Genomic DNA, 16,685 nt, shown 5'->3' with positions numbered 1-16,685 from the left:
GGGCTGGGGCCGGGGCTCGCCGGGTGATTGTCAGTGGCCGGCCGCGAGTTCGCCGCTGAGCTTGCCGTGGAGGTCGGCGCTGGGGCCGTTCAGACCGGTGATCTCGACGGTCTTGCCGCGCTGGGCGTACGTGTACTCGATGGCGTCGAGGGCAGCGACGGAGGAGGCGTCCCAGATGTGGGCCGCGGACAGGTCGATGACGACCCGGTCCGGATCGGCGGCGTAGTCGAACCGGCCGACGAGGTCGTTGGAGGAGGCGAAGAACAACTCACCGGTGACCCGGTAGACGACCGTGGTCCCGTCGGGGTCGACCACTGCGGTGACCTCGGCGAGGCGGGCGACGCGCTTGGCGAAGACGACCATGGCGGCGACCGACCCGACGACGACGCCGATGGCGAGGTTGTGGGTCGTCACGACACAGGCGACGGTGATCACCATGACGGTGATCTCGCCCGCCGGCATCCGCCGGAGGGTCTTGGGGGCGACGGAGTGCCAGTCGAAGGTCGCGCACGACACCATGACCATCACCGCGACCAGGGCCGCCATCGGGATGTCGGAGACCACCGGGCCGAAGACGATGCACAGCACCATCAGGAACGCGCCCGCGAGGAAGGTCGACAGGCGGGTGCGGGCGCCGGAGACCTTCACGTTGATCATCGTCTGGCCGATCATGGCGCAGCCGCCCATGCCGCCGAAGAAGCCGGTGACGATGTTGGCGATGCCCTGCCCGATGGACTCGCGGGTCTTGTTGGAGTGGGTGTCGGTGATCTCGTCGACGAGCTTCGCAGTCATCAGCGACTCCATCAGGCCGACCAGTGCCACGGCGAAGGCGTACGGGGCGACGGTCGTCAGGGTGTCCAGGGTGAAGGGCACATCCGGCAGACCCGGCACCGGCAAGGACGACGGCAGCTCGCCCTTGTCGCCCACCGTCGGGACGGCGATCCCGGCCGCGGCCGTGATGACGGTCAGGATCACGATGGACACGAGCGGGGCGGGGATCATGGTGGTGATCTTCGGGAAGAACACCATCAGCGCCAGTCCACCGACGATCAGCGGGTAGACCGGCCAGGGGGCATTCCGCATCTCCGGGACCTGGGTCATGAAGATCAGGATGGCGAGGGAGTTGACGAACCCGACCATGACCGAGCGGGGGATGAACCGCATCAGCCTCGCCACCCCCAGTGCGCCCAGGGCTACCTGGAAGACGCCGGCGAGGATGACGGCGGCGACGAGGTGGCCGAATCCGTGCTCCCGGTTCAGCGGAGCGATCACCAGGGCCACGGCGCCGGTCGCGGCGGAGATCATCGCCCGCCGGCCGCCCACGATCGCGATCGTCACTGCCATGGTGAACGAGGCGAACAGGCCGATGGCCGGGTCGACACCGGCGATGATCGAGAACGAGATCGCCTCCGGGATCAACGCGAGCGCGACGACCAGGCCCGCGAGGACCTCGGTGCGCCAGACCTTCGGATCGGTGATCCAGTCGGGCTTCAGAGCGCGCAGGCGCGCGGCTCGGGACACGGCTGTGGCAGCAGAAGGCAAGGGGGACGGAACCTGTCGTGCTCGGGTACACCCCTGTGGCAGGACGGGGCGTACGGGAGGAGGCGGAGGTGCCGGGCCGGCACCCCGCGGTCGGCTTCGCGAGATACGGAGCCAAAAGTCGAGAGGGAGGCGGAGTGCGGAGTGCGGAGTGGAGCCCGCGCGAGAGTGCGGCCGGGTTCACGTCCTGCGGCGAAGCGTCACGGCGGGCAGGCGGCGGGCGACATGGGCTCACGCACGCGCGTCTCCTGCAAGAATCGGATCTTTGCCGGAGGCGCCATCGGCCCCGACACGGCAATGGTGAGCACGGAACGCCGCGCTCACCATCAGCAACTCTACCCTAACGTTAGGGTAGAGATCGGTGGCGGCCTGCCGGGCACCGAGACCGACGACGAGAAGACCAGAGGATCACGGGCGTGGAGGACAAGCACATGCAGATCGGTGAGGTCGCCTCGCGAACCGAGCTGTCCCTGCGAACGATCCGCCACTACGAGGAGACCGGACTCGTCGTCCCCTCCGCCCGCTCCCAGGGCGGCTTCCGCCTCTACACCGAAGCCGACGTCGCCCGGCTCATGGTCATCCGCCGGATGAAGCCCCTCGGCTTCACCCTCGACCAGATGCGCGATCTGCTCGACGCCACCGACCGCCTCGACGCCGGCACCGACCTCGACGCCGACGAGCGGGAAGCCCTGCTGGAGCGCGTACGGACCTACCAGCAGGCCGCCGCCGAGCAGGTCGACAAGCTCCGCGTCCAGCTCGCCCGCGCCGAGGACTTCGAAGGCACCCTGCGCACCCGGCTCACCCGGACCGAGGATGTGACGCCTCGACACGTGTAAGGCTCGTTCCGGGATGTGCCTCATCGATCGTCGGTGTGGCGGCCGTCCGGCACCGGCCGTCGGCGCCGACCGGGCAGGCCCTCTCGCCCCATGCGTCCCGTGGATAGGGTCGCGCATGATGCAGACGCTTCCGCCCTTGATCGCCGATGCCGCGGCGCTGTCCGTCGCCGGAGCCGGGCTCGTCCGGTATGAGGTGGGCCCGGCCCTGGTCGGGGCGGGGGCCGACGCGACCGTTGTCATCGTGGCACCCGGGGACCACCCCAGGGTCAGCGGCGTTCAGGATTCCACCAAGGTGCTCCTGCGCGGGGAAATGGGTCCGGCGCTGGCTCCCCGCTTCGCATTCGAAGGCGCCCCTCCCCTTCACGTCTTCGCCGGCCTGGACCAGGGGTGCCTCCCCCTCGGTACAGCACGTTGCAGGGGCAGCAGCGCGTCGGCACCGGACCATCTCCAGCACGCCGAACTGGAGCTCGACCAACCGTTGAGCCGCCCGGTGCTGGACGCCGTCCGGCCGGTACCGGCACCCGGGCCGGTACCCGGGGTGGAATGGGTCGACCTCGTGCCCGTCGATCCGATACGGGCCCTGGAGTCTTTCGTCCTCGGCTGGTTCCCCGCCGAGGAGACGGCGACGGCGACGGCCGACTCCAAAGGCACGGCGGGCGAACCGGACGGCCGCCTGCCGGAGGCACTGACCGCCTTCCACCACCTGGCCCGCCTCCGCCCGGCGATCCACCGGTTCCACGACCCGGTGCTCAGGCGGCCCGAACACGCCACCGGGCCACTCGGCGACCGACTGGTCTTCGCCGAGTGGGCCGGGGCCTCCATGGACTGGTCCATCCCGTGGCCACCACAGGGCCCGGACGCGGAAGATCCCCCCGTCTGGCACACCGAGGACCCCCGCAACGAGGACGCGGAAACCATCCCCGAGAAGGAGCCCCTGAGTCGCTTCCTCCTGCAGTTCACCCTCCACGGAGCCCTTCTTGCCGCCCCCTACCACGCGGCGACCTACGTCATGCCGACCGCACGCCTCGGCGTGCTGTGGGACGCGCTGCGCCCCGTCCCGTTGAGCCCGTTCCTGCCGACCTACCAAGCCGTGGAGTTCTACGTGGCACCGGGACTGCTCGTGGCGGTCAGCAGAGACGAGCACGAGGCAACCGTCAGCTTCGGCGCACTGCACCGCGGGATCCTGACACCACTGCTTGAACACGGCTTCCGCTGGATCCGCTTCGACGGATAGGGCACTGGGCGGGCGGGCGGGGCGCGGGGCGGGGGCGGGCCCCGGGTGCGGATCGGCGGGTCCGTAGGGTGGGCCCATGTCCGCCACGTTGAGTTCTGCCAAAGCCGCCGCCGCACTGCGCACAGCGGCTCGTGTGTCCGCCGAGTCGGTGTTGGTCCTGCTGATGGCCGGGGTGACCCTGTGGATCGTGGGTCGCATGTGGTCGGTCGCCTGGCCGCTCATCGTGGGCCTGTTCCTCACGACCCTGACCTGGCCGCTGACGCGTTTCCTGCGACGGCACGGCTGGCCCCCCGCCTTGGCGGCAGCGGCCGTCACGGTCTCGTTCATGCTGGTCGTCGCCGGCATCGTCGCTCTCATCGCGGTGCCGGTCGCCTCCCAATCCGGGGAGCTTTCCAAGGGCGTGGTCGAGGGAATCCAGCAACTGCGCGAGTGGGCGGCCGGGCCGCCGCTGAACATCGGCGACGACGAGATCTCCGGCGCCTTCGACACGGCGATGGCCCGCGTCCAGGGCAGCATCGGCAGCATGGTCACCGCGGTCGCGACCGGCGTGGGAACCGTGTTCAACGGCGTGGTCACGGCCTTCCTGGCCCTCTTCCTGATGTTCTTCTTCCTGAAGGACGGCCCCCGGTTCCTGCCGTGGCTCACCCGCCAGCTCCCCGGCCGACTCGCCGTCGACGTCCCGATCGTGGCGGAGCGGAGCTGGGACACCCTGGGGGCGTTCGTGCGCAGCCAGGCCTTCGTCGGCCTCCTCGACGCCGTGTTCATCGGCCTGGGTCTGTGGATTCTCGGCGTCCCCCTGGTGCTTCCCCTCGCGGTGCTGACCTTCGTCTCCGCGTTCGTGCCGATCGTGGGCGCCCTGTTCGCCGGCTTGGTCGCGGTCCTCATCGCGCTCGTGTCGAACGGCGTCACCGACGCGCTGATCGTTTTGGCGATCATCGTCGTGGTGCAGCAGTTGGAGGGAAACGTGTTCCAGCCCATGATCCAGAGCCGCGGACTCGGCCTGCACGCGGCCGTCGTCCTGCTGGCGGTGACGCTCGGCGGCAGTCTGGCCGGCATCGTGGGCAGTCTGCTCGCCGTCCCGTTGGCCGCGCTCATCGCGGTGTTCTGGAACTACCTGCGCGAGCAGCTCAGCGACGACAGGCCGGCACCGGACCCCGACGAGGCACCCACCGCCGTCCCCGTCGCGTCGTGACGTGACGCGACGGCGGGCCGCCCGCGCGGGCCTGTATCGGAAGCGGATCTCCTCAGGTGTCGAGTGGAAGTTCCAACAGTTCCTCTGGAGGGCGGAAACCGGAGCGCCGATAGATCGGGGTGCTGCGCTCCGACGGCCAGACGATCAAGCCCTCGAGGCCGGCGCTCCGTGCATGCTGCTTGAGTGCCTCGAGGAGCGCCCAGCCGGCTCCTTTGTTCCGTTGTGACGGCACGACGAAGAAGTTCGTGACATAGCCGACTGGGTTGTTGTCCTCGTAGGGCTCCGGAATCCTCTCCACGAGACAGAGGAAAACGTGACCGCAGATTTCGCCTTCGGTCTCCGCGAGCCAGGCCAACCAGCGGCCACCGCCGAGCCGGTCGCAGATCCAGTGCTCGGCCTCTTCCAGGGGCCGGGCAGGAGCCGACGGTTGCCCTTCGTGGTCCTCCTGCTTGAAGATCCAACGCAGTTCGGCCAAGGCCCGGGCATCGGTGGGCCGGGCCCGACGCACAATGAGGTCTGTGGTCATGGGGGCGAGCCTCGCTCCTGCCGCGGGGTGAGGCAAACCGATTTCCGTACCGGCCACAGCCCTTCATCGATGGCCGCAACGAGGCCCGGCCGTGATCACGCCTGTGGCGTGCTCGTGGGCCCGGCACACCGCGGAGTCGACGCCGGTGTCCCAGGTGATCAGGCCCTTTGCGTCCGCCCGGACGTGGAGCCGGGTGCACCTCGGCGTTCGGCCGGGCCCCAGACCGAGCCTTCTGCGACGCCCTTCAGTCCCGTCGTGCGGGTCCGAAGGCGGGTGGCCTTTGGTTGTCGCCGGCAGGGCCGACGTCGCCGTTCTTCCACTCCGGGTCGTAGGCGCAGGGCACGGTGGCGCCGCCCCTGAAGTACTCGCGGTCCGCGTACCAGGTGAAGGACATCCGCTCTTTGCCGTTGTCCCGCTGGACGAACAAGTCCCAGTCCCTGCCCTGCTCGCCTTCCCGGTAGGACGTGACCTTCCAGCCCTTGTCCTGGAAGAACCGGTGCAGTCGGCGGAGGCCGGGGACCGCCTGGTTCGCCGGCACGTGGTCCAGAGCCCAGCTGTGGTGCATGGAGTAGGCGCCGTCGATGGTCTTGTCGTCCAGCCCGAGCAGGCCCCCGTCGTAACAGAAGCCGGTGCCCAGTGTGTTCTCCGTGCTGACGCCGAGCTTCTCGACTCCGGGTTCCATGGTGCGCTTGAACCCCATGACCTCGTAGGCCTCCTGGGAGCGCTGGAGGGCGCGGTCGGCCATCTCCTCGGGCGCGACTCGGGGGAAGTCCGTCGACCCCCATGAACCCCATGCGAGCGCGCCGACCAGGACGAGTACGCCGACGAGCGCGGCGCCGCCGCATCCCAGGGCGCCGCGGAGGCAGGAGGAGGAGCCCCTGGGCTCGGTCGGGGTGGCGGCGCTTGGCACGGTCTCGTCAGGCATACGAGGACACTATGGGGGCGGGAGGCGCGGCGGATGGGTGCCCTCACCCGGCTCGGAGTGAGTACGCGTACTCATATGACGTGTGGGCGGCTCGGGCGAGGGGGGGCGCCCCGTCTGACGCGGTCCCGCTGCTGTCGTCGCGGAGGCCGGTCGGTCGGCTCGTCGCCCGTACCGCGTCCCTGATCAGGTCGGCGACCCGGGTGGGCTCGGAGTGATCGGCAGTGCGCCCGCCGTATCGGCGGCTCGGCACCCCTCGAATCTAGGAGCGACCCGACCGACCCCTTTGACCTCCTGCGCCCGGGAGTTGGCACGTCAGCGCACTCTCCGCCGGAGGTGACGCTCAGGTATTGGCGCCCCGTGCCGTGACCTGCCAGCGGTCGATCACTTCGCGGTCGCGCACCACCAGCAGTTCATCGGCGAGATTCACCGGCGTGCAGATGTGGTTGGGGACGACGGCGACCGACGACCCGAGGCGTGGACCCCGCACGCCGGACGGAAGCCGGACCACGGCATGGTGCTCCCACAAGCCGGTGATGGTTCCCTGCGGGAACCGGGGCAGGTAGCCGTGGCCCGTCACCCAGGGCGACCGGTCCGAGCCGAGGACCTTGCTGCCGACATCGAGCACGAAGCGGTCCGCTGCGGGAACGCTGATCACCGTTGCCGCGGCGGCCAGCGCGAGATCCTCCACCCCGCAGGTACCGATGGCCAGCTGGGTGGCGTCGTTGAAGACGTAGACACCGGGGCGCAGTTCGCTCACTGCACCCGGCTGCCACTGCCCCACCGTCGGCGTCGACCCGCCGCTGACCACGCGGACGTCGAGCCCCAGGTCCCGCAGCTCCTGTGCGGCCTCGCCCAGCGTGCGCTCCTCGTCCCGGGCGGCACGCTCGCGTGCCCGCGCGTCATGACCGTAGCCGTGGCCCGGAAAGGTGAACACGCCGACCACGTCCAGTCCCGCACCGGCGGCCGCCTTGCCGACCTCACCGGCAGCGTGCGGCTGCACCCCCGTGCGCCGGCTCCCGCTGTCGACCTCGACGAGCACCTCGACCGGCCGGGCGCTGCCGCGCACGGCATCCGCCAGCCGCTGTGCGCCCTCGACCGACTCGACCCCGACTCTCAGAGCAGCCTCGTCCGCCAGCCGACGCAGCCGCTGCGCCTTGTCGGCATCGAGCCACAGGGGATAGGCGATGAACAGGTCGTCCACACCGGCACGGGCGAGTGCCTCGGCCTCGCCGATCGTGGCCACCGACAGCCCGCGCGCGCCGGCCCGGAGCTGGCGGTCGGCGATCTGCGCGCACTTGTGGCTCTTGGCGTGCGGGCGCAGGGCGAACCCATGGGCCCGCGAGGCCTCAGCCATCCGCGAGATGTTTCTGTCCAGTACGTCCGGATCGACCACCAGCGCCGGCGTGGCCAAGCCATCGGGCAGCGGTATCGCCATCTGTTGCCTCCCTGCCGTGGAACACATCGAGATGATCATGACAGGTCGGCGGGGATCTGCCTGCTCTGTGCGGCGCGGGGGCCGCTCCGGGCCCGGGCGGGCCGCTGTGCACCCTTCCACGCTAGACTTGCAGAGTTATGCAATTCACTAGTTCTGAGATCGGTGGACGGGGGTTGGGGTGTGGCCGGGTTCGTGGAGGCGGCGCTGGAGCGGGTCCGTGTGGCGCGGGCTCGTCTGGCGGCTGCGCAGGAGGATGACGATGCCTTCGAGGAAGCCCAGGCCGCCGAGGAGCTGGAGGACGCGCTGCGGGTGGCCCGTGACCACGGAGTCCGCGTTGACGGCGCAGGCGGCCGGTGAGGGCGGCGATGCGGTCCTCGCGGCCGGCGGCCGGGTAGTGGGACGTCATCCGGACGACCGCCGGCAGGCGGTGCAGGCACGCCGCCACGCGTGGACCGTCGCGTCGGCGCCGGGCTCGGTGCGGGCCGTCAGGGAGCGTACGGAGCGGTCGCTGGTGCTGTTCGGCGTGCCGGTCGACTCGTCGCTGGGCGGGGCCGTGCTGCTGGTGGTCAGCGAGCTGGTCGCCAACGCCGTCCGGCACGCCCGCGACTCCCCGGACGCCGAGATCACCTTGACCATGAACGATCACCTGCTCATGGTGGGTGTCCGGGACCGGGATCCGCGGCCGCCGGCACTGGCACTGGCGCCGGCGTCGGCGTCGGCGGGCCCGGCCTGCGGGCGGGGGCTGCGCACGGTGGCCGACCTCGCGCGCGAGTACGGCGGCGACATCCGCATCGAGCGGGCCGCCGACGGGCGCGGGAAGACGGTCGTGGTCCGCTTCATCCTGCCGACCGGCACCCCGTGACCGGCACCCCATGACCGGCACCCCCGTGACCGGCACCGACGAGACGGAGGACCCCGTGTACGAGATCACCTATCTGGGGACGCCCGGGGGCCCTGTGACCTGCCGGGTGGCGGCCGGGGAGGTGGCGGGGGTCATCGCGCAGGCCGGCCGCGACGGCGCGCGGGTCCTCGTCCGGCCCTGCGCGTCCTCCCGCGGCGGGCAGCAGACCACGGCCGAGGCGAGCGGAGGCCGGGACGCATGACGGAGGGCCGGCGCGAGGAGGCCGTCGTGCCGGGCCGGGAGCGGCGGGAGAGCGACCCCGCCCAGGCCGCCCGGCATCAGAGGCTGTGGGGCGGCCGTCTCCCGGTGCCGGAAGCCTCGGGTGAACCCGTGCTGCGGGAGACGGCCGCCGTTCAGGGGCGCGTCGGCTGGTGGGGCCGGGCGGCGCGCAGGTCGGCCAGGATTTCGGCCTGGCCTTCGAGGACGCCGGAGAGGATCCCGCGGGCGACGCGCAGGAGCTCGGCGACGTCGGGGCTGGTGAGCCGGTAGTACACGTTGGATCCCTCGCGGCGGGTGGCGACGAGGTTGGCCTTGCGCAGCACGGCGAGCTGCTGGGACAGGGAGGCCGCCTCGATGCCGACCTCGGGCAGCAGTTCCGCCACCGCGTGCTCGCGCTCGCTGAGGAGCTCCAGTACGCGGATACGGGCCGGGTGGCCGAGCGTTTTGAAGAACTCGGCCTTGAGCTGGTAGAGCGGGGTCCTCACCTGCGCGTTCCCGCTGCCGTCCTGGGCCGTGCTCTTGTGTGTGCGTGGCACCTCATCCACCCAAACTCCTCGTGTGGGACCCCGAGCGTAGAGGGGTCCCGCCAACATGCTGTGACCTCCACAATTGCAGATTCCTGCAACTTGTGGACACCCGTTCGCCCCGAACGGGACGAACGGCCCGCTGCTGCGGGCCGTCCGGCAGAAGGTCAGGTCAGGTCAGGTCAGGGTGGCCGCGGCGGCCGGGAGCGCGGTGGGCCAGTTCCCGGTGCTCCAGTGCTTGCCGACCCGCTTGACCGGCCGGTGGGCGGCCAGGGCCGCGGGCAGGTCGGCGTGGACGGGGACGTCGGGGCAGGTGGCGTCGGGGACGAGGGAGCCGTCGGCGGGAATCGCGGCGAGTTCCAGGCTGCGGCCGTGCTCGGCGAGCAGGCGGGCGGCCTGGGCGACGGCCAGCTGCCCGCCCGCCGACCAGCCCATCAGCCTGGTCAGGTCCAGGATCACCGGGCCGGTGCCGCGGGCCAGGGCCCAGCCGACGGCCCCGGTGAACCGGCCGGTCGACTCCGCGCCCAGGTATCCGGCCAGGGACAGAACCCCCAGGTGCTCGTGGGCGGCGTACTGCCACTCGATCGTCATGCTCGCTTCCTCGGCTTTCACAGGGGCAGGGTGATCCAGATGCTCTTGCCGCACCCGTCCGCATCGGGCCGCAGGACGGCCGTGCCGCCCAGTTCCATGGTCATCTCGACCACGGTGGCCAGCCCGCCGCCGGGTGCGGCGGCCGCCGCGCCGTAGAGGGCGGGCCGGTAGGGGTGGCGGTCGTGGACGGCGAACGCGAACGCGCCCGGGCCGTGGGCGTAGGTGACGGTGACCGTCGGCGAGAGGACCGCAGCGTGGCGGACGGCGTTGGTGACCAGCTCCGCCACGATCAGCAGCGCCGGCCCCACGCTCGGATGCCGGAGGTCCACGCCGCAGTCGATCAGTACGTCTTCCGTGGTCTGCCGTGCCAGGCGCACCGCCGCGCCGGCCGCGGGCAGGGTCAGCACGTGCCGGTAGGGCAGCGCCCCCGCCCGGACGCTCATCGGCCCGCCCCGTCAAGCGTGCGGGCCAGACGGAACCCGGCCACGGTCTGCGGGTGCAGTCGCAGGAGCGTGTCGTGCGGCCCGTGGGCCCAGCCGGCGAGGGTGCGCCGGTAGTGGGCGGCCTCGTCGGGGTGGGTGATGACGTCGGCGGGACCGTGGGCGGTCACCGTCCAGCCGGTGCGCGCCGCGCTGTGGATCTCGTCCACCTGGTACGTCAGCACCGCCCGGCCGGTGATCACCGCCGCCTGCACGGGTGCGCGGACCACCAGGCGGCCGTACTCCATCACATGGGTGGCGGGCCGTACGACGGCCTGGTCGCGTCGGCTGTAGACGAGGCGGCCCTGGCCGGAGCCCTCCAGCAGCCACAGGGCCTCGGTGCCGGAGACTTCGAGCATCGAGCGGTCGGCCGGGACGGTCATCGCGGTGCCTTTCGGATCCGGTGCGGGTGGTGCCGGTGCGGCAGCAGCCCGGCCTGTTCCAGATGTTTGCGGGCCCCGGCGATGGCCTCGGGGGTGGTGGCGAACTCGCGGCCCTCGCTCTGGAGCAGGGCCAGCGCGCCGACGGACTCCAGCACCTGGCGCTGCTCGGGGCGGATGCCGGAGGTCATCACGGCGATCCCCCGCCGGTTCAGCTTCTCCATCGCGTCCTTCAGCACCAGGGCGCCGGTCGCGTCCATCGTGGTGACGCGCGACATCCGCAGGATCACCACCCGTACGTCGGCGACCTCGGACAGCTCCAGCAGGAAGCGGTGGGCACCGGCGAAGAACAGGGGGCCGTCGATCCGGTAGGCGACGATGTGCTCGGCGAGCAGGGCGTGCTCCTCGTCGCTGTGCTCTCCGGGCAGATCGGGGCGGAAGTCGACCTGGTCCATGCGGGCCTGGGCGGCCACCGCCCGCAGGGCCAGCGCGCCGGCGACGGCAAGGCCGATGATCACCGCGTAGACGAGGTCGAGCGCGAGCGTGGCGACGGCGGTCAGGACGAGCACGACCGCGTCGGCGCGGGTGGCCCTGGCCATGGCCCGCAAGGAGCCGACCTCGACCATCCGTATGGCGGTCGCCAGCAGTACGCCGGCGAGCGCGGCGAGCGGGATCTTCGCGACCAGCGGGGCCGCGGCGAACACGATCACCGCGAGCACGGCGGCGTGGGTCAGCGCGGCCAGCCGCGAGGACGCTCCCGTGCGGACGTTGACCGCCGTCCGGGCTATCGCCGCCGTCGCCGGGACGCCGCCGAAGAGCGGGGCGGCCAGATTGGCGATGCCCTGCCCGAACAGCTCCTTGTCCGGATCGTGCTTCTGCCCGACCGTCATCCCGTCCGCGACCGTCGCCGACAGCAGCGACTCCAGCGCCGCCAGCGCCGCGACCGCCACGGCCGGAGCCAGCAGCGACCCGGCCGCGGAGACGTCGAGGAACGACAGGGACGGCGCGGGCAGACCGGACGGCAGGTCGCCGATCGGCGCCGCCCCGTCCAGGTCGAAGACCTGCACCAGCACGGTCGCGGCGATCACCGCGACGATCGAGAACGGAACCGTCGGGCGCAGGCGGGCACCCAGCAGCATGACCGCCGCCACACCGGCGGAAAGCCCGACCGCGGTCCAGTTCGGGGACGCCGCGAACTCCGCCAGCGCCCGCCAGGCCACCAGCAGGACCTTCTCCCCCTCGGGCTTCTCCACCCCCAACGCGTTCGGGATCTGCTGGAGGCCGATGACGCAGGCGATACCGAGGGTGAAGCCCTCCACGACCGGCGCCGGCACGTAGCTCATGTACCGGCCGGCCCGCAGCAGGGCCAAGCCGACCAGCAGCACACCGGCCATCAGCCCGACCGTGAGCACCCCGCCCGGCCCGTACTGCGCCACGATCGGCACCAGCACCACCGTCATCGCCCCGGTCGGCCCGGACACCTGCAGATTGGACCCGCCCAACAGCGCCGCCAGAGCGCCGGCGACCACCGCAGTGGCAAGCCCCGCCTCCGCGCCCAGCCCCGAGGAGACCCCGAAGCCGAGCGCCAGCGGCAGGGCGACGATCGCGACCGTCAGCCCCGCCAGCAGATCCCGGCGCGGTTCACGGCCCATCACCGCGAAATCGGCACGCGTCGGCAGCACGGCCCGCACCCGGCGCGCCGCCTGGACCGGAAACGGGTTCACGGGGCCTGGACCCCCGCCTCGCGCAGCTCCGCCAGCAGCTCGGTCCGCCCGACCAGCACCTCCGTCAGGATCTTGCGCGCCGCGAGCATCAGCGCCGCCACGTCCCCTCCGGCGAGCTCGTACACGACCGTCGAGCCGTCCCGGGTCGAGACGACGATCCCGGACCGGCGCAGGGCTGCCAGCTGCTGCGACAACGCCGACGGCTCGACCTCGATCGACGCCAGCAGCTCGCGCACCGGCAGCGGACCACCCTGCAACAGCTCCCGCACCCGTATCCGCACGGGGTGCCCCAGCATGCGAAAGAAGTCGGCCTTCGCCTGATACAGCGGAACAGTCACCGACTCTCACCCTTCTGCTCCGGGAAACGTCAGGTGTTGTGCCCGCGGCTACCTGCGGGCACAACACGTACAGCATCTATTGAATTGCAGATATTTGCAATTCATGGAAGCTGCGGACCGGTCGGGGTTCCGCCGCCGCGTGCCGGAGCGGTCCCCCGCGATCGAACATACGATGGGCGGGAGCCGGCGCGGGCAGCCCGAATGGCCGCCCGCCGGGCCGGCCGTCCGAGCACGCAGGGCGGAAGAGCATGGCACAGGCCACGGACGCAGCGCGGACCGTCATCCTGACCGTGGACGACGACCCGGGGGTCTCCCGCGCCATCGCCCGCGACCTGCGCCGCCGCTACGGCGGCGGGTACCGGATCGTGCGCGCCGAGTCCGGCGAGTCCGCGCTGGAGGCGCTGCGCGAGCTGAAGCTGCGGGGCGACCTGGTCGCCGTGATCCTCGCCGACTACCGCATGCCGCAGATGAACGGCATCGAGTTCCTCGAACAGGCCCTCGGCGTGTACCCGGGGGCGCGGCGGGTGCTGCTGACCGCGTACGCCGACACCAACGCGGCCATCGACGCGATCAACGTCGTCGACCTCGACCACTACCTGCTCAAGCCGTGGGACCCGCCGGAGGAGAAGCTCTACCCCGTGCTGGACGATCTCCTCGCCGCCTGGCGCGCCGGCGACCACCGGCCGGTTCCCGCCACCAAGGTGGTCGGGCACCGCTGGTCGGCGCCCTCCTCGCGGGTGCGCGAGTTCCTGGCCCGCAACCAGGTGCCGTACCGCTGGTACTCGTCCGACGAGCCGGAGGGACGGCGGCTGCTGGAGGCGGCCGGGGCCGACGGCCGCCGGCTGCCCCTGGTGATCACGCCGGACGGCAGCACGCTGATCGAGCCGGAGGCACCCGAGCTGGCGGCCCGAGTCGGACTCGCGACCACCCCGGCGGCCGAGTTCTACGACCTCGTCGTCATCGGCGGCGGCCCGGCCGGGCTCGGCGCGGCGGTGTACGGGGCCTCCGAGGGGCTGCGGACCGTACTGGTCGAGCGGTCGGCGACCGGCGGACAGGCCGGCCAGAGTTCCCGCATCGAGAACTACCTCGGGTTCCCGGACGGCGTGTCCGGTGCGCAGCTCACCGATCGCGCCCGCCGCCAGGCCGGCCGTTTCGGTGCCGAGATCCTCACCGCCCGCGAGGTCACGGGGCTGGAGGTCAACGGCCCGGCACGTGTCGTGCGCTTCTCCGACGGCTCGGCGGTCGCCGCGCACAGCGTCATCCTGGCGACCGGGGTGTCGTACCGGCAGCTGGGGGCGCCGGGCTGCGAGGACCTGACCGGCCGCGGGGTGTACTACGGCTCCTCCCTCACGGAGGCGTCGTCCTGCGAGGGCCAGGACGTGTACGTCGTCGGCGGCGCGAACTCCGCCGGGCAGGCGGCGGTGCACCTGGCGCGGGGCGCGAAGTCGGTGACGCTGCTGGTGCGCGGGGAGTCCCTGACGGCGTCGATGTCGTACTACCTGGTCCAGCAGATCGAGGAGGCGCCGAACATCACCGTCCGGCCCCGGACCGTCGTGGAGGCGGCGCACGGCGCGGAGCACCTGGAACGGCTGACCCTGCGGAACACCGCGACCGGCGCCACCGAGGACGTCGACGCCCAGTGGGTGTTCGTCTTCATCGGTGCGGCCCCGCTCACCGACTGGCTGGAGGGGACGGTGCTGCGCGACGAGGACGGCTTCATCCTGTCCGGCCCCGACCTCACGCCGGACGGGCGCCCGCCGGCCGCATGGGAGCTGGACCGGCCGCCCTACCACCTGGAGACGAGCGTTCCCGGCGTGTTCGTGGCGGGCGACGCGCGTGCCCGGTCCGCGAAGCGCGTCGCGTCCGCCGTGGGCGAGGGAGCCATGGCCGTGATGCTCGTCCACCGCTACCTGGAGCAGTCATGAGCGGGCAGGTCGTGCCCTGCGACCCGCACGAGATCGCCTCGCTGTTCCTGTTCGAGAAGCTCTACCCGGAGCAGCTCGGACGGCTGTGCGCCGAGGGACGGGTGGAGCGGTTCGGCCCCGGTCCGGTGTACACCGAGGGCGACCCGGCCACCTGCTTCTACGTGATGATCGAGGGCACGGTCGTGATGTACCGCCGGGTCGGCGGCGACGACGTGGAGGTCGGCCGCACCTCGCAGCGGGGCGTGTACGCGGGGGCCACGCTGGCGTACCTGGGCGACCGGCTGCCGCAGACGTACACCAACTCCGTGCGGGTGACCGAGCCCACGCGGTTCTTCGTGCTGCCCGCGCAGTCGTTCGCGGACGTCATGCGGGAGTGGTTCCCGATGGCCGCGCACCTGCTGGAAGGGCTCTTCTTCGGCTCCAGGAACATCCAGCGGGCCATCGGACAGCGCGAACGCCTGCTGGCGCTCGGATCGTTGTCCGCCGGACTCACCCACGAACTCAACAACCCGGCCGCGGCGGCCGTCCGGGCCACCGCGGCACTGCGCGAACGGGTCGGCAAGATGCGGCACAAGCTGGCCGTCATCGCCCGGGGCCCCTACTCCCGGGAGACCCTGGCCGAACTCATCGAGATCCAGGAACGCACCGCCGAACGCGTCGCCAAGGCACCGGCGCTGAGCCCCTTGGAGGCGTCCGACCGGGAGGACGAACTCACCGACTGGCTCGACGACCACGGCATCCCGGAGGGCTGGCGGATCGCGCCCGTCTTCGTCCAGGCCGGGCTGGACACCGACTGGCTGGAACAGGTCGCGGCGACCGTGGCCGAGGACATCCTGCCGGGGGCGATCGGCTGGCTCAACTACACGGTCGAGACCGAACTGCTGATGGACGAGATCGGCGACGCCACCACCCGCATCTCCCACCTGGTGGACGCGGCCAGGCAGTACGCGCAGCTCGACCGCGCCCCGCACCGCGTCGTCGACGTCCACGAACTCCTCGACAGCACACTGCTCATGCTGTCCGGCAAGATCGGCCCCCGGGTGCGGGTGGTCAAGGACTACGACCGCTCCGTCCCCGAGGTCCCCGCCTACCCGGCGGAGCTCAACCAGGTGTGGACCAACCTCATCGACAACGCGGTGGCCGCCATCGGGAGCACGGGCGGCGACGGCATCCTGACGGTCCGCACGGCCCGCGAGGGCGACCGGCTGCTCGTGGAGTTCCGCGACACCGGCCCCGGAGTCCCGGAGGACATCCGCAGCCGCATCTTCGACCCCTTCTTCACCACCAAGCCCGTCGGGGAGGGCACCGGACTCGGCCTCGACATCTCCTGGCGGATCGTCGTCAACAAGCACCACGGCAGCCTCCGGGTCGAATCCGTCCCGGGCGACACCCGGTTCCAGGTGCTGCTGCCGCTAACCGCTCCGGAATCCGAACCCGAGAACGAGAACGAGACCGAGACCGCGAACGAAACCGAGAACGCGAACGAGACCGAGAACGCCGAGGAGTCCGCATGACCGAGATCGACGGAATCGACCCGAACGTCACGCCCAGCGGCACCGGCTGCGCGGACTGCGACGCGGTGGGCGGCTGGTGGTTCCACCTGCGGCGCTGCGCCCAGTGCGGCCACATCGGCTGCTGCGACTCCTCGCCCGCCCGGCACGCCACCGCCCACTGGAAGTCCACCGGGCACCCCCTCGTGCAGAGCTTCGAGCCGGGCGAGGAGTGGTACTGGAACTACACCACCGGCACCCTGTACGAGTCCGGACCCGCACTGGCCCCACCGGCCGGCCACCCGGCCGACCAGCCGGCCCCGGGGCCCGCCGACCGTGTCCCGCAGGACTGGCCGAACCTGCTCCACCGCTGAGGGCCGTCCGGCTCCGGCCCTCGCCCGGCTGGGGTCTGTTGCGAAAGTGCCGG

General features: G+C 71.7%; 19 protein-coding genes. 8 read left to right on the top strand and 11 right to left on the bottom strand.

Annotation, left to right across the window (positions count from 1 at the left end; genetic code table 11):
* Positions 1-30: 30 nt before the first annotated feature.
* Complete coding sequence (locus tag ACIQUT_RS09075; protein WP_403561001.1) at positions 31-1,521, bottom strand: SulP family inorganic anion transporter; 1,491 nt, start codon at positions 1,519-1,521, stop codon at positions 31-33.
* A gap of 449 nt (positions 1,522-1,970) precedes the next feature.
* Here ACIQUT_RS09075 and ACIQUT_RS09070 point away from each other — a divergent pair, with 449 nt between their 5' ends.
* The 3 genes from ACIQUT_RS09070 to ACIQUT_RS09060 all read left to right on the top strand — a co-directional run bounded on the left by ACIQUT_RS09070 (position 1,971) and on the right by ACIQUT_RS09060 (position 4,801).
* Complete coding sequence (locus ACIQUT_RS09070; RefSeq protein WP_403561653.1) at positions 1,971-2,375, top strand: MerR family transcriptional regulator; 405 nt, start codon at positions 1,971-1,973, stop codon at positions 2,373-2,375.
* A gap of 115 nt (positions 2,376-2,490) precedes the next feature.
* Complete coding sequence (locus ACIQUT_RS09065) at positions 2,491-3,609, top strand: hypothetical protein (protein WP_403560999.1); 1,119 nt, start codon at positions 2,491-2,493, stop codon at positions 3,607-3,609.
* Between the two features lie 76 nt (positions 3,610-3,685).
* Positions 3,686-4,801, top strand: a complete 1,116-nt coding sequence (locus ACIQUT_RS09060) for an AI-2E family transporter (protein WP_403560997.1) — start codon at positions 3,686-3,688, stop codon at positions 4,799-4,801.
* Between the two features lie 52 nt (positions 4,802-4,853).
* On the opposite strand, the gene ACIQUT_RS09055 is transcribed toward ACIQUT_RS09060, so the two are convergent.
* The 4 genes from ACIQUT_RS09055 to ACIQUT_RS09040 form a co-directional block, all read right to left on the bottom strand.
* The gene (locus ACIQUT_RS09055; RefSeq protein ID WP_403560995.1) at positions 4,854-5,327 is read right to left on the bottom strand and encodes a GNAT family N-acetyltransferase; all 474 of its coding nucleotides are present in this window, start codon (positions 5,325-5,327) and stop codon (positions 4,854-4,856) included.
* A gap of 244 nt (positions 5,328-5,571) precedes the next feature.
* Positions 5,572-6,252 carry a hypothetical protein gene (locus tag ACIQUT_RS09050; RefSeq protein WP_403560993.1) on the bottom strand — a complete coding sequence of 227 codons (681 nt, stop codon included), beginning with the start codon at positions 6,250-6,252 and terminating at the stop codon, positions 5,572-5,574.
* A 340-nt stretch (positions 6,253-6,592) separates the two neighbouring features.
* The gene (locus tag ACIQUT_RS09045; protein ID WP_403560991.1) at positions 6,593-7,687 is read right to left on the bottom strand and encodes an alanine racemase; all 1,095 of its coding nucleotides are present in this window, start codon (positions 7,685-7,687) and stop codon (positions 6,593-6,595) included.
* Positions 7,688-7,834: 147 nt separating this feature from the next.
* The gene (locus ACIQUT_RS09040) at positions 7,835-8,011 is read right to left on the bottom strand and encodes a hypothetical protein (protein ID WP_403560989.1); all 177 of its coding nucleotides are present in this window, start codon (positions 8,009-8,011) and stop codon (positions 7,835-7,837) included.
* On the opposite strand from ACIQUT_RS09040, the gene ACIQUT_RS09035 reads away from it, so the two are divergent.
* Both ACIQUT_RS09035 and ACIQUT_RS09030 read left to right on the top strand, forming a co-directional pair.
* Positions 8,004-8,549 (top strand): ATP-binding protein, encoded by a 546-nt coding sequence (locus ACIQUT_RS09035; protein ID WP_403560987.1) that lies wholly within the window; start codon positions 8,004-8,006, stop codon positions 8,547-8,549. The two genes, ACIQUT_RS09040 and ACIQUT_RS09035, sit on opposite strands and share 8 nt — an antisense overlap.
* A 10-nt stretch (positions 8,550-8,559) precedes the next feature.
* Positions 8,560-8,790, top strand: coding sequence for a hypothetical protein (locus tag ACIQUT_RS09030; protein ID WP_403560985.1), 231 nt, complete (start codon positions 8,560-8,562; stop codon positions 8,788-8,790).
* A 151-nt stretch (positions 8,791-8,941) separates the two neighbouring features.
* Here ACIQUT_RS09030 and ACIQUT_RS09025 read toward each other — a convergent pair whose 3' ends face one another.
* From ACIQUT_RS09025 to ACIQUT_RS09000, 6 genes are all read right to left on the bottom strand, one after another.
* Positions 8,942-9,292 carry an ArsR/SmtB family transcription factor gene (locus tag ACIQUT_RS09025; protein WP_403561651.1) on the bottom strand — a complete coding sequence of 117 codons (351 nt, stop codon included), beginning with the start codon at positions 9,290-9,292 and terminating at the stop codon, positions 8,942-8,944.
* A gap of 216 nt (positions 9,293-9,508) precedes the next feature.
* Complete coding sequence (locus ACIQUT_RS09020) at positions 9,509-9,922, bottom strand: STAS domain-containing protein (protein WP_403560983.1); 414 nt, start codon at positions 9,920-9,922, stop codon at positions 9,509-9,511.
* A gap of 17 nt (positions 9,923-9,939) precedes the next feature.
* Positions 9,940-10,365: an ATP-binding protein gene (locus ACIQUT_RS09015; protein ID WP_403560981.1), complete on the bottom strand. Its 426-nt coding sequence runs from the start codon at positions 10,363-10,365 to the stop codon at positions 9,940-9,942.
* Entirely contained in the window at positions 10,362-10,784 is a 423-nt protein-coding gene (locus ACIQUT_RS09010; protein ID WP_403560979.1) for a pyridoxamine 5'-phosphate oxidase family protein, read from the bottom strand. The genes ACIQUT_RS09015 and ACIQUT_RS09010 overlap by 4 nt, the downstream gene beginning before the upstream one ends.
* Positions 10,781-12,433 carry a SulP family inorganic anion transporter gene (locus tag ACIQUT_RS09005; RefSeq protein ID WP_403561650.1) on the bottom strand — a complete coding sequence of 551 codons (1,653 nt, stop codon included), beginning with the start codon at positions 12,431-12,433 and terminating at the stop codon, positions 10,781-10,783. Before ACIQUT_RS09005 ends, ACIQUT_RS09010 begins: the two co-directional genes overlap by 4 nt.
* Before the next feature lie 68 nt (positions 12,434-12,501).
* Complete coding sequence (locus ACIQUT_RS09000; protein ID WP_403560977.1) at positions 12,502-12,843, bottom strand: ArsR/SmtB family transcription factor; 342 nt, start codon at positions 12,841-12,843, stop codon at positions 12,502-12,504.
* Between the two features lie 248 nt (positions 12,844-13,091).
* Here ACIQUT_RS09000 and ACIQUT_RS08995 point away from each other — a divergent pair, with 248 nt between their 5' ends.
* From ACIQUT_RS08995 to ACIQUT_RS08985, 3 genes are read left to right on the top strand one after another with little or no spacing between them, the layout of a single operon-like run.
* A complete protein-coding gene (locus ACIQUT_RS08995) occupies positions 13,092-14,768 on the top strand; it encodes an FAD-dependent oxidoreductase (protein WP_403560975.1) in 1,677 nt (558 codons plus the stop codon).
* Positions 14,765-16,282: an ATP-binding protein gene (locus ACIQUT_RS08990; RefSeq protein ID WP_403560973.1), complete on the top strand. Its 1,518-nt coding sequence runs from the start codon at positions 14,765-14,767 to the stop codon at positions 16,280-16,282. The genes ACIQUT_RS08995 and ACIQUT_RS08990 overlap by 4 nt, the downstream gene beginning before the upstream one ends.
* Entirely contained in the window at positions 16,279-16,632 is a 354-nt protein-coding gene (locus ACIQUT_RS08985; protein WP_403560971.1) for a UBP-type zinc finger domain-containing protein, read from the top strand. The genes ACIQUT_RS08990 and ACIQUT_RS08985 overlap by 4 nt, the downstream gene beginning before the upstream one ends.
* Positions 16,633-16,685: the final 53 nt, after the last annotated feature.

The sequence above is a fragment of the Streptomyces sp. NPDC090445 genome (assembly GCF_044769385.1).
In the GTDB taxonomy this organism is placed as follows: domain Bacteria; phylum Actinomycetota; class Actinomycetes; order Streptomycetales; family Streptomycetaceae; genus Streptomyces.
Note: the sequence above shows the minus strand (reverse complement) of the source record. Positions and strands in the feature narration are given on the sequence as shown.